Source organism: Microcoleus sp. FACHB-SPT15, from assembly GCF_014849525.1.
Taxonomy (GTDB): domain Bacteria; phylum Cyanobacteriota; class Cyanobacteriia; order Cyanobacteriales; family Coleofasciculaceae; genus Symplocastrum; species Symplocastrum torsivum.
Genome location: NZ_JACJNU010000062.1, coordinates 322,329 through 341,290, shown reverse-complemented (window position 1 = coordinate 341,290; position 18,962 = coordinate 322,329). Strand labels below are relative to the sequence as shown.

Sequence of the window (18,962 nt, the reverse complement as noted above, 5' to 3'; positions counted from 1 at the left end):
AAGTGATGTGTTTTACTTTGCAGTAATCTTTCGTATAAAACACTATCGTTTATTCTCCACATTTAGCAGTGCGAGTACATTTAGAAACAATACAATGAGGGAGACCAGTTTTAAGTGCAAGTGACAGAATGTTCATGACAGACGAACCCATCTGGATAGTAACTCGCGATGATGTTGCAGACGAAACTATTGAGGGAGCAAAGGGCTGGGGACAAGAGTTAGCTGAGAAAGTTTCGGTATTGAAGTCCAAAGCTATTGATCCTGAGAAGCTTAAGCAGGAGTGGAGCCGAACGATGCAAGTGGTGGGACAATTGGTTCAGCAAGCAGAACAAGAAGCTGGTGGAAACTTCGGGATGCAGTTGGATGAGGTGACGTTAGCTGTAGAGATTAATGGCAAGGGTCAAGTAAATCTACTGGGAGCTTGCAGTAGTGAAATGAACGGGAAAGGGGCAATTACCCTAAAGTTCAAGAGAGCTGAACCGAAGAAGTGAAATGGCGAATAATTTCGCGCTTGTCATAGGAGTCAACCATTACGAACATCTTCACCAGGCACGATATTTAAACTATGCGGTGGGCGATGCTGAGCGCATCAAAGAGTTTTTGTGCAATCAAGCAGGCTTTAAGCCTGATAATGTGTTGCTTTGTTCCGATAATTCAGAACCTATTAGTTCTAGACAAATTCCAACCCGCCCAAATCGCTCTAACTTGCGACGCTTATTGCTTGATGAAATCCAAAGTGCTAAAGGAGCGGACAATTTTTGGTTCTTCTTTAGTGGACATGGAATGATTGGCAGCGATAACCACGATTACCTCATGCCACGAGATGGTTATGGCAGAGATTTAGAGGGAACGGCAATTCCTGTTGATTTTGTGATTCGCTGTTTAATGAACTGCCAAGCCAAAAATGTGGTAATGATTCTGGATATGTGCCGTTGCTCAGATGGAAGCAAGGGCTTTGGCGACGTGGGAGCTTACACAGCAGAAAAAGCCAAGCAACAAGGAATCATTACAATTTTTTCGTGTAGTCGAGGGGAGGAATCTTATGAAATTCCAGAGCTAAAACAGGGTGCATTCACCTATGCATTATTAGAAGGGTTAACTAATCATGGAACACCAGGAGCTTTGGAGCAATACCTGCAACATCGTGTGCCAGAGCTTAATCGTTATTATGGAAAACCTCATCAGTTTCCACAGATTAGTTTGAATTCTGTATACAAATATGATTTCCCTTTGTTGCCAAATTTGAGTGACCAAGTACGTTTAATAGACACGGGATTTCTCCAAGAAGATCTATTTAGTCAGTCTGTTCCCACGCAAAATGCAAAAAATGCTGGACATTTACTGAATCAGAAATTAGTTGAACCATTGCTTCTTGGTGCTGCAATATTTGATTTTAAAGTTGTAACGCTTGATCCTCGCGGTTACGAAAACAATTGTTATCAAGGGCAAGCTCAGTATTTTATTGAAAATCTTGACAATAGAGCGACGTTAGAAATGGTATACATTCCAGGAGGAACCTTTCTTATGGGTTCCTCAGAAATGGGACGTGGAGGACAGCGATACTCAAGTGAGAGACCTCAACATTCAGTAGCAGTCAAACCATTTTTAATAAGCAAGTACCCTATTACACAAGCACACTGGAGAGAAGTTGCTTCTTTGCCTGAAGTCCATCGAAACCTTAATCTTCGTCCATCACGTCCTGGAGGCAAAAGTCACCCTGTTACCCAAGTTTCCTGGCATGATGCGGTTGAGTTTTGCTGTCGCTTATCTCAAAAAACAGGTCACGAGTATCGTCTCCCCACCGAAGCTGAGTGGGAATATGCCTGTCGTGCTGGAACTACAACCCCTTTTCACTTTGGCGAAACCATTAACTCCTATCTAGCTAACTACGACGGTCGTTACCCCTATGGTGGAGAAGGCAGAGGAACTTATCGTAAAAAAACTAGTTCAGTAGGCACCTCTGAATCAGCTAATGCCTTTGGACTATTCGATATGCACGGTAACGTTTGGGAATGGTGTTTAGATCATTGGCATGAGAATTATGATGATGCACCTATAACGGGAGAAGCTTGGATAGATGACAGTAATAATCAAAAGCGTCTAATACGAGGAGGTTCGTGGTTTAATGAACCCTTTCTATGTCGCTCTGCTTCCCGTTGGTATGGCGATATCAACCAAAAGTCTCACAATATTGGTTTCAGAATTATTCGTTCTTTATAGCTTATTTAAAGTTAAACAGATTGTTGATTTTGTTCCTATTTTTAAGCTATTTCACCCTCTTCTTCTACATAGGTATCGGTTGAGTTTGTCTGAGAATCACTTTTTCGCTCAGCAGCTTGGGTTCTACGGTATTCAAGAGCTTGAGGCACTTTTTCAAATTTTTCAATCGTTAAACCTCCAGCCTCCCTTTTAATTTTTTGTACAACTTGCTCAATTTCATCTAATCTAACCTTAAAAAACTCTCTTTTTTCATTAACTATATTTACTCTTTTGTGATTAAAGTGCTGATGTAAATACTCTACTGTTTCTGAAGCATCTTCTGAATAAAGTTTAAACTGAACATCAAAAGGAAATGGAACGGAAGGATTCATTGTTCTGACATATCCATCTGGGTTACTACTCTTAGTCATAAATATTCTATAGATGTCTCGTCCAATAGAGCCAATATTTGAAATTACATAAATGTGACCAGCTTTATGTCTTTTTAAATCGGAATTAGCTTTTTCTTTATTGATTTTAGCTTTAGAAAGTTCCTCCTGTAAATATTTAATTCTACGGTTATAGTCAGCTAGCTGTGTCCCTACAGCTTGTTCCATTTCTTGACGAAATTTGGCAATATCTTCCTCATATTTCTTCTCTATTTGTTCAGCTTCTTCAACCTCTCGCATTGCTTTTTCAAAGTTAAGACGATCTTTCTCCTCCCGCTTCATCTGTTCTCGAATTTCACGCTCTTTTTGTTTCTCTTCTTGTTGTTTCTCTTCTAACTCATACTTAAGATATAGCTCTTTTATCTTTAGCTTTAAATACTCTAGCGAAATTTCACAACGAGTTATATCTGACAGTTTGTTTAATTTGTTGAAGATATTGGTAATCTTCTTTTCTAAAGTAGAGACATTATTGTACTTGACTTCTCTTATCGCATAGTCGCATTGAGTTTCAAAAGCTACTTTTATTAAGTTAAGGAGACTTTTTGTCATTTTATCTCCTTTCCTTTGACTGCCATCCAATTTCAACTTGACGTTACTAATAAATGCCTTGCCAGACTTCCGCATCCTTTCCTGGTCTAACTTTATATTTTTTAGATGAATTACATACTCACTAGATTGAATAAAATCAAATTTTGGTTCATAATAATCTATAGCATGAAGATAAACTTTTGCATCAAGCTCGCGCAACTCCTGGTGAAGATTAGTGATTTGAGTATTTAAAAATTCCTGTTGCCTTTCAAGATCTGCAATATCTAAATCCAATTGCCTTTCTCGCTCTTCTTTAGAAGAGAGACTTTCATACCTACGCAAAGCCTTCTGTAACTTATCCTGCTTACGCTGTTGTATTTGTATCCAGTAACCACAAAAGATTAATAATGTAGCTAACAAGAGTGTTAGGAACATACACCTCAGTATTTATACTTAAGTATCTTAAAACTAGTTTAGAGGATATTTAAGAAGGCAAGGCAATATAACCTTAGCTAATCAGCAAATCTTTGTGCCGTTTGGTTTTAGCTATGTATAAGTCTAAGCAGTGCCACTCTGAATCGTGCCTATCTAATTCATGTCAATCAGAAAAATGCCAATTTAATTGATGTTGGTATAAATAGTACTAAACTGTTTTGAGCTAACCAAAAACGTGTTACTGTGGGAACCATAGATCAGCATTTTGAGTGATTCACAAACAAACTTAATATAAAAGGTAATTGATTGAAGTTTCCAAGATTCTAAGATGGAACTGGCTTACAAAATATTTCTAAGCCAATACCAAAAGCAATAATTAATTGCTGGTTGTCTTCTTACGAGGACTTTTTACTAAGTTTTAACAACAAAGCTTCTCGATTTTGTCGAGCCAGTTCATAAGTGGAGTCAAGTAGTAACGCTTGTTCATAAGATGAAAGCGCTTGCTGGTTTTCACCCAATTTTTTTAGAGCGTCACCGCGACTGTTCCAAAATTTAGCTTGGTTACGGTCAATGTCGATTGCTTGTTTGAAATAATCGAGAGCTTCACGATTTCTCTCTAGTCTGAGTAAATCAGAACCTTTTTGGTAAAGAGCTTCTGCTTTACTTGAAACACTTCCAGGACACGACTCAGACTGTAAGCGAATTAGGCATCTTATCTCTGGGATAGTTAAGCTAATAGGGATTGCCACTATCGCAACAATTAGGCTAGCTATGGCAATTAGCTCTTTTGGTTCTTTTGGTTCTTTCGGAGGTAATTGCTTAGGTTTATTGTAAAATGGTTTATTGGGGTGATTGAGAGACTTTGACATCTTGAAATATCTCCTAAAAATTTAAGGCAAGGAACAGACCTACTTGGTCAGCCTGTAGAACTCCCAGGTAGGTTTTGTTTTCCAATTCAATGCTGAGTTTAGCCCTAGAGAATAGAGCCTAGTTCAGTAAAAGCACACAGACCTGTTGATGAGTTGCTATTACTAGCTTCTCGAAACGGCTAGCTAAGGACGTGGTGGATATCTCCTCTATGATTCATCCTTAACTGTTTTCAAAGACAAAGAAAGACAGACTTTCCTATTGCAGAAGTTATTTATTGATGTTCTGACTCCTGAGAAGCCAGAGGTTATCCCACTGGATTTGGATATCAGCCGTAAGGAGTTCTAGCCAATATTGGATAGCCTTGAGCCAGATAAACCAATGAGGTTTTTTTGCCTTTCTTAACCGCCGAAGTTTTGTGGTTACATCGTTGCGCTGTTCTTCGGGAAAAAAGGAGAACAGTTGGTTAAGCTTACTGGTTGAGGACGACTGCTTCAGCCCCAGCACCATCCACATCATCAGCTTCGACACCATGCACAGTAACATCCACAGTATTATCACTAGCATCATCACCAGTGAAATCCATTGTGGCTGCCCCACTGCGAGATACAGCATCAGCCACAGCATCAGCCCTAGCCCCATCACTGAAGTCAGTTTCGTGAACCGTATTACCATCTGCATCAGTATCAGCCTCAGTTCCAGGCAGAGCCTCAGTTCCAGCCATAGCCTGTGTTCTAGTATCAGCATCAGCACCAGGGCTTGTACCGACCCCATCCTTCGCGTTAATGCCAGCCCTAATACTACGTTTGATACTAGCCCTAGCCTCGTTGCCAACAACCTCTCTAGCCTCCCTGCCAACTCCCGCTGTAGCACCACTTGCAATTTTCCCGTCATCTCGTTGTTGGGTAAATCCATCCAAGACATACTCAGACTCCTTCCCAAGCGGTTGAGTTTTGCATAGCCCCAGCGCGTGCAGCGAGTGAGGCACGATACTGTTGGATATCACGCAGCGAGGTTGCACCCAGAGCTGTCACTTTGTAGTATTTTCTTCTTGCTCCCCCTGAGACTTCCTGCTCGTCACCCCAGCGCCAAGAAATCAATCCTTTCTTTTCCAATCTGTTTAAAGCAGGATACAAACTACCGAAGCTTAGCTCTGTTGCTCTATCTAGATTCAGTTCATCGAGAATTTCTAATCCGTAGAGTTCGCGTGCCCCCAAACCTGTGAGAATATCCTCGTCTATGGCTGAGAGCTTTACGGCTGGTTTTTCCTCTTCCTTTTTAGGTTTAGAGTTCCATCCCATTTCTGACTCCTCTAGTACTAAGTTTTTTCATGGTACTATAAAAACATAGAATACTAGAAAAATAATCTGAGGGAAGGGTTTCTAGCCAAGAATTTAAACGGGGAGGGTCAACCGCTGGTAGCAGTGGTTGGTTTAACCGGATTAAAGAGTTTAGCTTTTCGTTGCAAACCTAAGCAGCTCCAGTGGGGTCATGCTCTTTGCAGTAATCAGCAAAGGAGGTATACGAATTGACTGAGGAAGAAATCGCTATTGTAGAGGGTGCAGTTTAATTTTTTTTTGATATTTGTTTTTATCGTTCTCAATTTGAGTTTGAGATACAACCGTGATTGTCAACTAGATAATGTGAGGCTGGATGATTCGTTCTCTGCCACCGTTCATTCTCCACCTCCAGAGCGTGTGCTCACTCCTACGTTAAGATGTGATTGAGCGGTAGCTGAATAGGGTTGTTATGAGCTAAGTCCAAGCTAAACTGCAAGCCGATATCTGGGTAAATGCTACCTGGGACGAATACTTCAGGTGAGCAACGATTCAGTCTACGAAAAAGCCAAAGCCTACTACTATAACGGACGCATAAGGATTAACAGGCTTCGTTTGGTAATGCTTATTAGCAAGGCTGAACTGATTGCTCAAGTTTCTCAGTTTCAGCAAGCAATCTATCCTTGCCATGCCCTCTCGCTTTGATTAATCGTTGTAGGTGAAATCTCATCTTGACCCAGATAAAAAAAACTGTGGCTCTCAAAGTAGATGTAGTTTAATCAAATAACCAAAATCTCTATCTTAAGGATAATTTTCGAGTGTTATGCCATCTAATCTAAGCTTAAACCAAATCCTAAATAAGAACTATGAAACTGATCACAAGAACCTCCTCTTAGAACAGTACAAAATGTATGTAGAGATGCATGACAGGATTAGCGCAAGAAGGAATCAAGTTAATAGCTTTTTTATTTCCCTTCTGTCTGGGTTGCTAGCTATTTTTTCTATAGCTAGCAACCAGGGACATATTCTTAGTTCCCCTATGGTTGGGCTAGTAGTAGGTTTTTTGGGTTCCATTTTATGTATCTTATGGAATTTTAATATTCGGTCCTATAGAAGATTAGTTGAGCGAAAAATCCAGGTAATTTTAGAAATGGAAGAGTTTTTGCCATTTTATTGTTACAACAAAGAGAGTTTTTTAAGGGAACAGGATTTAACCGGAAGGACTTATCTAAGACCTACAAGCATTGAACAGTATGTTTCAGTTGTTTTTGGAATTGTTTACATAGTATTGATGTTTTATTCATTGTTTGATCTCAAATAAATCTGTCTTACTCTCTCATTTGTTCAAAGGAATGATTACCCACCCAAAATGGCAGGAGAATTAGTTACGCAAATTATAAATATTTTAAAGAGTTGGGCTAAAAAGCACAATACTAAGCAACTTAGTAAGTTTTATCTTTTTGGTAGTCTCATCAACGGAAGTGGCAATCAATTTCTTCCAGACGAAAGCGATATAGACTTAATTGTTATTCTCCAAGATTTGGGTCCTTTAAATAGAGCTAAAATATGCCAGAAACTTCAAAAAGCTAAACATGAGCTTGAAGAACTTTTACTATCAATCCTCAAACGAAAAAGCAAAAGCAAATCTAACGCGCTCGTTAGTTTAGTTTTAGTGACTAGCAATGAAGTGATTTGGGATATACATAAATCACAAAAAATAAAATTTTTTCGAGATAACAAATTTTTAAATCTCCTAGATGAAAGTGATACATCAATCCCCATAGAGATTGATATTCCCATAGGACTTGATAATAGAGAAGGCCTATCATATATCATTCAAGCTCTTGAAGAAGCTCAAAAATATAGAAATAAGTATCTTTCTATTAATCCTAATAAATCTAAAGAGTATAAAGAAAAAGATATTTTTCCTAAAGATTTAGCGCGTAGTGCTGCTCAGGTTCGCTCTTTTGATATAAAAAATGAAAAGAAGAAGTTTGATATCAACTTAGGGAATAGTTACCTGATATCCTTACTCGAGCAAAAGGCTCGTACAAAAAGTGATGAATGGTCTAAGTTAAACAGTAAAGTTGGAGAACGATATGGTCGCAGCAGACAAAATCCTGCCCTGAACGATTTTGATTTATTACTTCTTCATGAATTACTGTTTGATAAAGCATATAAATTGCTGAAGCAAAACTATTCAACTAACCTAAGTAAAGGTGGGCATCCTGCAAGAGCTAAGGGTGATCTACCTGCTCCTCCTGCTGCTAAAGCGCAGAGTAAGAAAACATTAGAGACAAAAACAAAATCCGAATCTTTGACTGTAGCCCGTAAGTATGAGAAAACAACATTAGTAGATCCAGCAAAGCTAGCTACCGCAAAAAAGAAGTCAACATCCCGAAAAACTCCTGTTTCAAAAACTAGCACGACTCGCAATTCTTGGACAGTGAAAGATCCTAAAAATTGGGTCATGTTGAATAATAATTTTTTCCTAAGAAAGTCATTTGAAACTCAACAAGATCAAAGTCTTGTTCTTCAACTGTTACCAACGGATATGGAGCAAGTCGCCGAGTTAAAGTCCCTTCATTCACGAGAGCCTTATAATAGAAATCCGATTGCCTACGCAGATCAGTATGAAGCTTGCATTATGCAAGTGTCGTCCGTGCTACCTGAATCGAGCGAAGGAAAAACTATATTTAAGATTACGCTTACGCCAACTCAGCAATCGCAAAATAGTGGCTTTCCAATGGAGATGAGCTATTACAACTACAGTGCAGACTACAGTGAAGACGCAATTGCTAGATTACGTGCCCGTAGGATACTCTTGGGGGAACCACTTCCCACAGACCTCGAACCGTGGTTTTCTACTACTCAAGTCGAGAAAGAGATTTTTTCTGAATTGTGGGTAAAGCTGCAAACACAACCAAGGTTTTTTTTGCCAAAAGCATGGTTAGCAGCAGTGTATTGCCTGAAGATGAACAGAATTGTTGACGATGTCTTAGAGTTAGAATTGGGTCCAATCAAGAATAAGGTGATGCGTGTCCGATTTCGGGGGAGGAGAAGGCAAGCCTATGCCAATCAGAATCCTAGCATCATCAAATTTGAAGGAAGCTGTGCTCTCGGTGAATAAACAACTTGTATCTTGCTATAAAGATTGCAATGTTCTTCAAGCTTCTAACCTTCATTAAAGACTGGTTTGTTAGTGCTGAGCAATAACAGCGTTTATCTGACTTGATGCATCTATGACGAACATCACGCGATTAAGAACAGACACTTCATCACAACTTAAGAATACAGTAAGTGAGCATTTATACTAGATTCAAACACCAGGTTTTCACCCCTTTATGGACTAGAAAATGTTTAAGTACCACTAATCATAGGGTTTCTGCCGCTTTGCCATCGAGCTAAACTTCATACCACAGCGCTGACAGTTACCCTCTTTCCACTCAAAAGGCAGTGATATTTTCTCATCACAGGCAGGACATCTCGATATCAGCCGCAGTTGGTGTTTCTCACACCCTTCCGTTGACTGGAACTGCCACTCGATCCGGTGATAGGGAGCTTCACGGTAACATACAGCACATAGGCGAGTTGAGCGATGTACCATTGCCACACCATTTGGCGGACACAAGGCTTCAAGCTTGTTGACTTCTACACCAATTAGCTTGCTTATCGCCTCCAATTCTTTCTGAGTCGGACGCGGATTGAAGCGAAACTTCTCCCAGCGAGATAGAGCTGTACCAATTCCTGCTGCCTTGCTCAAACTACTAGGAGCAGATACGCTGATAATTTCCTGACGGCGAAATCGTCCGAAGTAGTGGCTGATGCTTTCTCCTTCAAACGGCTCTAGATACCAAGGTGGATGTTGGGGGGCTTCAGTTTCCATAAACAACGACACAATCAGGCTCTAAGCTGAGATGCATTAATGGGTGATCTTCTCGTTGCCAGTATCAGATCGAGACTAGACGAATTCAACTGAGTATTAGGATTCTCCAACAGGTAAATTGCGATTTGGCGAAGGCAGTCGTAAAGCGGTTCAGCTTGTCCATTACACTTGTTATAAAGAAAGTTACAGAACCCAGGAATGGATGCTAAATTGAGTTGTCGCTCCAAAGGCACAAGAACTTGCTCCTCCCAACTGGCAACCAGTTGAACTGTCTCTTTCTTGGAGAAAGAAACGAATTCATGACTATCTAGGAACGTATTGTAGATATCCGCATATCTCCTACTTTGGCGATTGAGAATCTCATCTAAGTACAATGAACCTGCCGGAATTACGGCAACCTTTAGATGGCGAACAATCTCAACCAGCTCATTGAAAGATTTGTAGGGCAGATAATGAGCATTCCCAAGAATGAGTAACTTCACACCATATGCTTTGAGCGTCCCCGAAGTGCGCGAACGCAAATCTCTCAGGGAACCGACTCCAGCCAGAGGATGCCCCAACGTTGTGAGTATTGACAGGAATAAGTCAGTTGGGGCACCGTATTGCTTAACTTCTGCATAGACCACTGGCATGGGAATGGCTTGCAAACCCCCCCGTCGTCTTGCCTCCTTCATTCGATAAAATTGACAAGCTTTCTGCAAATCTGCACCATTGAGCGCTTTAATATAGCCGCTGCATCTGGCATCTCGTTGTTTGTCAAACCACTTAAACAAAGCTTCATCTCGTTGAACAGGGCAATAGATGTCGCTATTACGAATATGCTCAACCTCTGATTGCTGTTCGGGCAATCGTTTAGAGTCAACAGTGCCCTTCGCTTGAGGCGATTGCTGTAATTGGTTATCGATTGGCTGTGAAGCTGGGTTAGGTTGTGCCATCTCGAATTACCAGTTCTCCTCCATCAGTTGATTCCAGTCGTAGGCAACAATCTTTGTTGGTGGGGTGTACTCGGTAGATGAGTCATCTAATGGCTCTACAGCTATGGGATGAGCCTGTTCCACAGTTGATTCTGATGCCACTGGTGGTACTGGCGTATCACCAACAGTAGCATTTTGAGGAAATAGTTCAAGCACCTTTGATTGATTAGTCTCCTGCTCATGCCGTTTTTGAGCCTTCTTACGGCGCTGCCGCTTGGATTTACGCTTCTCCTCCACAAATTCATACAAGTCCAGACGCTCGTTCAAGATTGAACTATTGTCAATTTCCTTAGCTTGCTCACGCAATTTCTGCTTGCGCCACTTCAACTCCTCCAAAGACATCTGCTTTTCTTTGGCATCTCTAGCAAGAACAACTCCAATAAACTCTCCAGGTTGACCGTCTTTTGGGCGAGTGTAGGCAAGAAGGACAAGGATATTACGTTGGTCGTATCTTAAGGAAATCGGCTCACCCTGATAGTCCACTAAGCAATCTGCTCGGTAAATCAAACCCTCAAACCTGACACAACCATACTTTTCCACCTTACGATGAGCCACCTTCATCAAGCAGATGTCTAGGTCACGTTCATTTACCACTTCTGGCTCTACCAGCAATCCTGAGTGCCATCGTTGGGTTCGCTTTTGGTTTGCCACCCTCGGATAATCATGTTGGTTGTAGTGATCAACGAAGTACCTCACCAACCTCTTCTCTAACTCATCCAGTGTTAGAGAGGCGTGTTTCTCACAATTGTCAGGACGCTTTGCCACCCTTGAGCCTGTATAACCGGGAAGCAGTGATAAAACTTCTTTGTTGATTTTGTCGAAAATCGACTCAATTAGTCCACCTGCTGAGGGAAACGCCCGTAGACGGCGCTGGAAATCTAGCTGCATTGAGATTTGTTTCAAGTGATGGGACTTGAACTCCTTTGCACGGTCAGTTACCCAATACTCTGGGATTCCGTAAACATTCCATTTTTCCTGGAGTTCGTACTCTGGTTCATATTGCTTGGGCAGAATTGCATGACGCAACGCTAGACCTACCTCATGCGAGCCTGCTGCTTCAAATCCCAGGTGAAAGCCTGCAATACAGCCAGAATAGCTGTCCATTATTAGCGTTATGTAGGGACGACCAATAACCTCTTCACCTTTATCGTCTAACTGAAAAATCACCTCACCCTGCTCGTCAACCAGAAAGACATCAAGTTTCGTGTGGTCACACTGCCAAATTTGATTACTGTGAGTGATTTCTAAAATCCCTTCAGTGGTTTGGATTATCTGCCCTTCAGCCGGAGAACCCGGATGACGAACCTTCTTGTTTTCTTGAGCCAGATGAAAATTAATTACTTTGTAGACAGTCGGATGGGATGGATATTTTCCCACCACAAGGTCTTCTAATACCTCTGGGTAATCCTTGAAGCGCTCAGCATATTTTTTCTGTCGCAGTGCTTCTCCCTTGGATGCAAGAGCCATCAGATGCACATGAACTTGGTTGTGATTCATCCGAGAACCAGCTTTCTGCCCCCAGATATGCGTACCAATAATAAATTTGAACCACTGCTCAGAAATGCGAAACTGCCCTTTGTCCTTGCGACCAACCGCAAAAGTGGCAACTCCCTCAGTCTCTAGTCTCTTTACGATCCGTTTGATAGTGCGAGGGGATTTTCCAAGCTTTTCAGTCGCCTCTTGAATTGCTTTCCTCCGAACTGCTCTATCGGGAGCTTGCAAAATAGCATCAATTAAATCAATCTTTTGTTGAACTTCCAGTGAAACATCGTTTAAGAGCATCAATGGCTTGTCTGGAGCCTGGTCTTTCTCCAGCTCTGGAATGAGGGCTTCCTCTTGGGGAGTGGAAAAAGTATCCGAGTTTACAGACTGCATAGACATATTTATTACCCCCCGTCAGCCATTTGATAAAAAGTGACATCATTTACTTTAAAAGTATAAAGGTAACTTTAGAATTTATGACACCATTTGATTTAAAAATGACAAAAAATCTTAGAAAGAAAAAAATCGCCTGAAACCAGGCTGTAAAATGGTTTCAGGCTTTTTATAAGCGAAATTCAAAGTGGACACTAATTTTTTAAACTGGACAATAATTCTTTAATGGACATATGGATTTTGAATAATCCCTGCCACATATAGTTAAACTCTGACGTAAATGCTTTAGCCAGTTCAGTGTTATCTAAAACAACAACCATATTGTTAGGATTACCCCGACTTTCAAGACTATTAAAGTCTCCATGCAGGTCAGAGGTAGTTAAGTTAGAACTAGTTATGATGGTGTTTTTTCCATCTACAACGATGAACTTGTGGTGCATTAGTCCACTACCTTTGGTAGCACCACCAGATGTATCATCCCTTATCTCGATACCACTTTCACGCAATAAAGATATAGCATCAGCTGGATATCGCTTCAACTCCTCAAAAGCCGATTTATCATGCTGATTCATTTTTGCAATTTCTTCTGGCGTGTAGTCAGCTAAGGCTTTGTTGTACTTATTGTCAATCAGCAGTCTGACTTTGACCCCAGCTAAATGTTGAGCGATTAGTGCTTTAGCCACATTAGGCAGTCTAAACTCCATAACTGCCAGATCTAAGGTAGAGTCTGCCTGGTTGATAGCATCAATAATTTGTTGCTCCAAATTATCTCCCTTGCGCTTCAAGTGTCGATAAGGGTCTTCATAAAGGGAGGCTTGATTGTGGTTGAAATAAACTTTTACAGCAGGGTCTTGGGGTAGAGGTTGAAGCAGTTCGGTTTCTGGCGCAGGTCTAAGGCTGTAGACCAGTAGGAACCCACAGATTATCAATATGACGAACAGGGTTACTCTTGTTACATACCGATACTTGCGACGCAAGGCAGTAAGAGAATTCGTTCCCAATTTCATGATTGTGTGGTGGTGATGCTATGAGTGTGAGTTTCACCAATCAGCAAACCAATTGATGTTGTCTATCAGTCTTCCCTTTGATAGATGTAAGAGCTATGTAGATATTGCGGAACTTAATCAGGGGAGTCTGATGACCCTAAGTAATTACACGGCAAAGTAATCGAGACATTCAGCTAGTGCAGTGTGGCGGAAATAACTATCCAGTTGAAAAAGGTTAAAAAGCTTACCTTACAAGCAATACTCATAAAAGCCTTCTTGCACTAGGTTGGTTATTGTCAGCCGTTTGTGACCTAAAACCAGCTTGCAGACAACATCTAGCAGATGGAGAAGACTAAAATTGCTCAAGATCTACCTAAGTCAGGGAAAGTCAAGGCACAGTTATTTCTGATGAAACAATCCAACTGCTGTATGAGATTATTAATTGCCCAATTCTAGAGAACAATTCTCAATGCAGCGCTCTTGAATTAACATGAATTGCAAGCGGACTTGTGTTCGCACCTTGTTCAACTGCCTTAGTTACGGGAATTGATTGCAGGGTAGCAATGGATTGTGAGGTTGTGAGGCGACAACCCATCTTACTGTTTTATGTCGAGAAGAAAGAAGATATTTTCGTGTGGTCATAAAGGGTACGGTCAAATCTGCCATCGGTGCGCGAATGAGGCAGAACGCGATCGCATCCTTCAACATGATCGAGTGCGGGAAGAAAAACGACAGCAAAAACAGGCATGGGATTCTACCTTTGCCCAAGACCCAATCAATTTAAAAAATCTTCCGACTCATGTAGTAGTCAAAGCCCGTACAATCATTGCTGGCTTACAAAGCAACAAGAATTATCGAGAATATGGCGGTAAGCGACTCCGTCACAACCGCTGGATTATCAGTATTCCCGTTACCCGCAACTACCGGATGATCTGCCACGACTGCGGTAATCTTTTGCTACCCTACGCCGTCTTATCTCACGAAGACTACAACGTCGATAAACCGGGCGGTTAGCCCTCAAAAAAGAAGCAGGTCACTATTTATAGCAGAAAGCCGTCAGCTATCAGCTTTTTTGTTTTCCTTGCTCTCTCTCGCTTGTTTCACACACCTCCCGCTGTACCGCATCTCGAAGAGAAAACCGTTACATATAGAGCATCATTGAAAGCCTAGACAGCTTTGGGATAATTGCGACGCTCGATCCTAGGTAGGATGTAACAGTGAAGCAAAACTAAGGACAGACTATGCCAGGGCGAAGAGATTATATCCTGAGAATAGGAACAGCTAGTTGCTGATGCTTGATCACTCATGCAAATTTATCTAGATTACAGCGCGACAACACCGCCGCGCCAAGAAGTCATTACTGCTATGCAAGATGTTCTCACGGCATCGTGGGGCAATCCGTCCAGCTTGCATGAGTGGGGGCAGCGGGCAGCAACACTGGTGGAACGGGCGAGAATGCAGGTGGCTAGCCTAATCAATGCATTGGCCGAGTCAATTATCTTTACCTCTGGGGGCACGGAGGCGGATAATTTGGCAATTTTGGGTGTTGCCCAACACTACAGGACACCTCAGCATATTGTGATTTCTAGTGTTGAGCATTCAGCGATCGCTGAGCCAGTACGCTTATTGGAACAGTGGGGTTGGGACGTGACACGGTTACCTGTCAACCTCCACGGACGGGTTAATCCTATTGACTTAGAAAACGCACTACGACCAAACACGGTTTTAGTGTCGGTGATTTATGGTCAAAGTGAAGTAGGTACGCTGCAACCGATTCACACTCTCGGTCAGATTGCGCGTGCTCATGGTGTCCTCTTTCACACAGATGCTGTGCAGGTTGCAGGACGCTTACCGATTGATGTCCAGCAGCTACCTGTAGATTTGCTCTCGATTTCCAGCCATAAGATTTATGGGCCCCAAGGCGCAGGTGCGCTTTATGTCCGTCCGGATGTCGAGTTGGTACCGATGATGTTGGGGGGAGGGCAAGAATTACGACTGCGTTCTGGCACACAAGCAGTACCTGCGATCGCAGGTTTTGGTGTAGCGGCAGAACTCGCGGCGGCAGAACTCGCAACAGAGACACCACGTTTAATTGGGCTACGAGAGCGATTATTTGAGCAATTAGCGGATACGCGGAATTTGATACCTACAGGCGATCGCTTGCACCGTTTGCCTCATCATGTCAGCTTCTCAGTCGTTGGTGGTGGTCAAAACGTTACAGGGAAAACGCTGGTGCGTCAACTAAACCTCGCGGGTGTAGGCATCAGTGCGGGTTCTGCCTGTCACAGTGGCAAACTCAGTCCTAGCCCGATTTTGCTAGCGATGGGCTACAGTGACGCAATTGCCCTTGGGGGCATTCGCCTAACTCTAGGACGTGAAACCACAGCCGCTGATGTAGACTGGACGGCGATGGTAATCAAGCAGGTTTTAGAACGCCTGATGCCTCTACAATTAGTTGCGAGTCGTTAGTGCTTTCCTCCTCCACCTCATTTGTAAAAAATGGCTCAATTCCCAAACTCTTTAGAAGAAGCGATCGCTCAATCTCGCGAAGCAACCCTTGCTGCCCTTGAAGCAGGCTGCACCCGGCTATCTGTCAATTTGCAGTTTACTGAACTCAAGCAGATGCCAGTTGCCCTACAATTTCTCCCTGTCTTTGAACAGTTGGGCATTCAGCCAAAAATCCTCTTTGCCGACACAGGCGCCGCTGCCCTTGCCCGTCGTGACTGGACAGATGTCTCGTTTCAAATTGACGACGTTGGCACCTCTCGCACGCCTGTAGAAAAAAAGATTCTGCCAGAAGACGAGGCGTTTTTACTGGTTGCCCCTTCAGCCGTGGAAGTTGCCCAAGTCGAGAAAATGGCTAACCTAGCTGGCGATCGCCCTTTTATTCTGCTCAATCCCCAACTCGAAGATGTTTCTATCATTGGCATTGGCTATGCTGCCCGTCAACTGCGTGATCGATTCTTAGGCACGATTGAGTCCTGCTATTACCTCCGACCTCTTCAGGGTGCCGCTGTTTTGCGTTCTTACCCCTCGTTGTGGCAAGTCTGGTTAGAAACTAATGACGAATATCAGCTCATTGCCGAAGTGCCTCAAAGACCAGCAGGAGAAGAACTTGACCGAATCCTTGCCGAAGCTACCAGCACTGGCACTACGGATGAAGCTGTAGCGCCCAAAAAACCAGGATTCCTGACGAATCTCCAGCGTTTCTTAAATGCCCTAAGCCGATAAACAAAAGGGATAGGCTAGAGTACGGACAATTGAGTCATAAAAAGCACTGTTCCACAGTCATCGGATGACTCTGTTTGAACACGCATTCGTCCGCACTCCCCCCTCCTCGCTCCGGCAGGTGGAGGAGCTTCATGAAACTATGCTGCTTTAGGCTATGAAATCTATCACGATTAAGTCTGTGCGATCGCCTTTTATCCTCAGATTCGCAGTACTGATTTTTTTGTTAGTCCTAGCAGGAATTGGCGCAGTACCCGGTTACTGGACGGGAAATTGGTCTTGGGCAACTCTGCCACAAGTGACTAATCTCAAGGAAATTAGAGAACTCAGGCAGACAGGATTAGAACTCCCTGGTTGGAAAACCATCGAACAAAAAACAGTGGTGATTGGCGGTCATCAATGGTCTGTTCAACAAATTGAGCAAGATAACTCAAAACCAATTGGTTTATTACTGCTTCCCCAAAGTGACCACAAGTCGCAACCACAGGTCGAGTGGATGGATATTGATGGATTAGTGAAATGGCAGACGGATTCTTACACCAAAGTCCAGTTTGAGGTTGAGAAGTCACTGTCGGACAAGTCTGCTGGAACACCCAAACCGACAACCCCATCTGCTAAAGTTGAAGCGCGTTTCTTCCGGGCTTGGACTCAACGGCGAACTGTCGCAGTACTGCAATGGTATGCCTGGTCAGGAGGAGGTAACCCTGCTCCTAGTCATTGGTTCTTTGCTGACCAACTCGCCCAGTTGCGTCGAAATCGAGTTCCGTGGGTTGGAGTTTGCCTCCAGATTCCGATTGAACCGTTAGGGGATATCGAAGCCTCCCGACCCTTCGCGGAATCTTTGGGTAAGATTGTGCAGTCCGCGTTGATGCAGGTCATTTAGTGGTTGTTGGTTGTTGGTTGTTGGTTGTTAGTAGCGATGTTCTTTGTGAAATTAGTTGTAATCAAAGGTATGACTCCTCAACAAACCTTCTACCCTCTGCCTTCTGCCTTTTGCGATAGCTATGCGTAGTGGTCGAAACAAGAAATGGTACTACAGAAAAGCGATCGCCTTTTCAAGCATGGTCGCTTTAGTGTTAGGTCAAACGAGTGTCTTGGCTGGAGCTGTATTGGGTCAATCTGTATCAGGTATCAAAACTCCAAAAACTTACGCCCAGTTACCCAGTTTTTCTCCCCCTAACCCAGTTCCTGTACCACCCTTCGCTAACCCCGATCAACCGTTACCACCTGTGGGTTATCCAGGGCAACCGTCGAATATTACTCCACCCGACCAATTTAGCCGCTATCGTTTGGGAGTAGGAGATGCGATCGCGGTTAGTGTACCACGATTCCCTGACCTGAGCTTTCAGAGCAACGTTGATTTAGACGGTAATATCGTCGTCCCTCTTGTGGGGACGCTACAAGTAGCAGGACTTACCCTAGAACAAGTCCAAACGAAGATTCAAGCGGGCTTGAACAGGTTTGTGATTGACCCTCAGGTGATTGTCTCACTTGCTGCCTTGCGTGCTGCCCAAGTCACAATCACGGGTGAAGTGCTACGACCTGGATATTATCCACTACAACCTGGTTCTCAACTTTCAGCGGCTTTACTAGCAGCCGGTGGCACGACAACATCGGCTGACTTGCGAACAATTGTGGTACGGCGTCGCTCACTGGCTGATAATTCCTTTGTTGAACAACAAATTGACTTGTTCACACCTCTGCAAAATGGAACCAGCTTACCGAATTTACGCCTCCAAGACGGTGATGCGGTGATCGTGTCCAAGCTAGAAGTTGGTAATACCAGTGATTATGACCGGAGCTTGGTTTCTCGTTCTAGCGTTGCTCAACAGCAAATCAACGTCCGAGTCTTGAGCTACGCTGGTAGAGGAATTGGCAATCTTACGCTACCAAATGGGAGTACATTTGTTGATGCTTTAGCCGCGATCGCTCCTAACCCCGATAATGCCAATCTAGGACGCATTGCACTGATTCGTTTTGACCCAGAACAAGGCAAAGCGGTCACTCAAGAACTAAATGGGAAACGTGCTTTGAGGGGTGACGTTTCGCAAAATGTACCACTCCAGAATAACGATGTAATCGTTGTCGGTCGTAACTTCATTAGTCGAATTACCTATGCGCTTAGTAACTTTACTCAACCATTCCGAGATATTCTAGGCTTCCTACTGTTTTTTGACTCTTTAAGAGAGAGTGCAACAAATCTCTTTGAACCTGGCTCGGATGATAATGACGATTAACAGGACTAACGCGACTACAAA

The 18,962-nt window shown here is 42.9% G+C and carries 18 protein-coding genes; 9 read left to right on the top strand and 9 right to left on the bottom strand.

The annotated features are described in order from the left end of the window. The first annotated feature begins 134 nt into the window (after positions 1-134). Positions 135-491 carry a hypothetical protein gene (locus H6F98_RS25910; protein WP_192221590.1) on the top strand — a complete coding sequence of 119 codons (357 nt, stop codon included), beginning with the start codon at positions 135-137 and terminating at the stop codon, positions 489-491. Position 492: 1 nt separating this feature from the next. After that, on the top strand, positions 493-2,220 hold the full coding sequence (locus tag H6F98_RS25905; protein WP_192221589.1) for an SUMF1/EgtB/PvdO family nonheme iron enzyme: 1,728 nt from the start codon (positions 493-495) through the stop codon (positions 2,218-2,220). Positions 2,221-2,261: 41 nt separating this feature from the next. Here H6F98_RS25905 and H6F98_RS25900 read toward each other — a convergent pair whose 3' ends face one another. The 5 genes from H6F98_RS25900 to H6F98_RS25880 all read right to left on the bottom strand — a co-directional run bounded on the left by H6F98_RS25900 (position 2,262) and on the right by H6F98_RS25880 (position 5,779). After that, positions 2,262-3,596 (bottom strand): DUF4041 domain-containing protein, encoded by a 1,335-nt coding sequence (locus H6F98_RS25900; RefSeq protein WP_192221588.1) that lies wholly within the window; start codon positions 3,594-3,596, stop codon positions 2,262-2,264. 410 nt (positions 3,597-4,006) lie between these two features. After that, positions 4,007-4,480 (bottom strand): tetratricopeptide repeat protein, encoded by a 474-nt coding sequence (locus H6F98_RS25895; protein WP_192221587.1) that lies wholly within the window; start codon positions 4,478-4,480, stop codon positions 4,007-4,009. A gap of 268 nt (positions 4,481-4,748) precedes the next feature. Next, positions 4,749-4,997, bottom strand: coding sequence for a hypothetical protein (locus H6F98_RS25890; protein WP_192221586.1), 249 nt, complete (start codon positions 4,995-4,997; stop codon positions 4,749-4,751). Further along, positions 4,951-5,466 (bottom strand): hypothetical protein, encoded by a 516-nt coding sequence (locus H6F98_RS25885; RefSeq protein WP_192221585.1) that lies wholly within the window; start codon positions 5,464-5,466, stop codon positions 4,951-4,953. Before H6F98_RS25885 ends, H6F98_RS25890 begins: the two co-directional genes overlap by 47 nt. Further along, positions 5,405-5,779 (bottom strand): PadR family transcriptional regulator, encoded by a 375-nt coding sequence (locus H6F98_RS25880; protein ID WP_192221584.1) that lies wholly within the window; start codon positions 5,777-5,779, stop codon positions 5,405-5,407. The genes H6F98_RS25885 and H6F98_RS25880 overlap by 62 nt, the downstream gene beginning before the upstream one ends. A 516-nt stretch (positions 5,780-6,295) precedes the next feature. On the opposite strand from H6F98_RS25880, the gene H6F98_RS25875 reads away from it, so the two are divergent. Continuing rightward, positions 6,296-6,460: a hypothetical protein gene (locus H6F98_RS25875; protein ID WP_192221583.1), complete on the top strand. Its 165-nt coding sequence runs from the start codon at positions 6,296-6,298 to the stop codon at positions 6,458-6,460. 664 nt (positions 6,461-7,124) lie between these two features. Continuing rightward, on the top strand, positions 7,125-8,885 hold the full coding sequence (locus H6F98_RS25870; RefSeq protein WP_192221582.1) for a nucleotidyltransferase domain-containing protein: 1,761 nt from the start codon (positions 7,125-7,127) through the stop codon (positions 8,883-8,885). Positions 8,886-9,125: 240 nt separating this feature from the next. On the opposite strand, the gene H6F98_RS25865 is transcribed toward H6F98_RS25870, so the two are convergent. The 4 genes from H6F98_RS25865 to H6F98_RS25850 form a co-directional block, all read right to left on the bottom strand. Continuing rightward, entirely contained in the window at positions 9,126-9,641 is a 516-nt protein-coding gene (locus tag H6F98_RS25865) for a TniQ family protein (RefSeq protein ID WP_192221581.1), read from the bottom strand. Positions 9,642-9,655: 14 nt separating this feature from the next. Continuing rightward, complete coding sequence (locus H6F98_RS25860) at positions 9,656-10,576, bottom strand: ATP-binding protein (RefSeq protein ID WP_192221580.1); 921 nt, start codon at positions 10,574-10,576, stop codon at positions 9,656-9,658. A 6-nt stretch (positions 10,577-10,582) separates the two neighbouring features. Then, positions 10,583-12,490, bottom strand: coding sequence for a Mu transposase C-terminal domain-containing protein (locus H6F98_RS25855; protein ID WP_206759678.1), 1,908 nt, complete (start codon positions 12,488-12,490; stop codon positions 10,583-10,585). Positions 12,491-12,684: 194 nt separating this feature from the next. After that, positions 12,685-13,497: a phospholipase D-like domain-containing protein gene (locus H6F98_RS25850; RefSeq protein WP_192221578.1), complete on the bottom strand. Its 813-nt coding sequence runs from the start codon at positions 13,495-13,497 to the stop codon at positions 12,685-12,687. A gap of 585 nt (positions 13,498-14,082) precedes the next feature. Here H6F98_RS25850 and H6F98_RS25845 point away from each other — a divergent pair. The 5 genes from H6F98_RS25845 (at position 14,083) to H6F98_RS25825 (ending at position 18,941) form a co-directional block, all read left to right on the top strand. Continuing rightward, positions 14,083-14,490 (top strand): hypothetical protein, encoded by a 408-nt coding sequence (locus H6F98_RS25845; protein ID WP_192221577.1) that lies wholly within the window; start codon positions 14,083-14,085, stop codon positions 14,488-14,490. 291 nt (positions 14,491-14,781) lie between these two features. Continuing rightward, entirely contained in the window at positions 14,782-15,945 is a 1,164-nt protein-coding gene (locus H6F98_RS25840; RefSeq protein ID WP_192221576.1) for a cysteine desulfurase family protein, read from the top strand. Positions 15,946-15,975: 30 nt separating this feature from the next. Continuing rightward, positions 15,976-16,707: a DUF1995 family protein gene (locus tag H6F98_RS25835; RefSeq protein ID WP_192221575.1), complete on the top strand. Its 732-nt coding sequence runs from the start codon at positions 15,976-15,978 to the stop codon at positions 16,705-16,707. A gap of 154 nt (positions 16,708-16,861) precedes the next feature. Further along, complete coding sequence (locus H6F98_RS25830) at positions 16,862-17,587, top strand: cyanoexosortase B system-associated protein (RefSeq protein ID WP_192221574.1); 726 nt, start codon at positions 16,862-16,864, stop codon at positions 17,585-17,587. A gap of 121 nt (positions 17,588-17,708) precedes the next feature. Further along, entirely contained in the window at positions 17,709-18,941 is a 1,233-nt protein-coding gene (locus H6F98_RS25825) for a polysaccharide biosynthesis/export family protein (RefSeq protein WP_192221573.1), read from the top strand. Positions 18,942-18,962 lie beyond the last annotated feature (21 nt).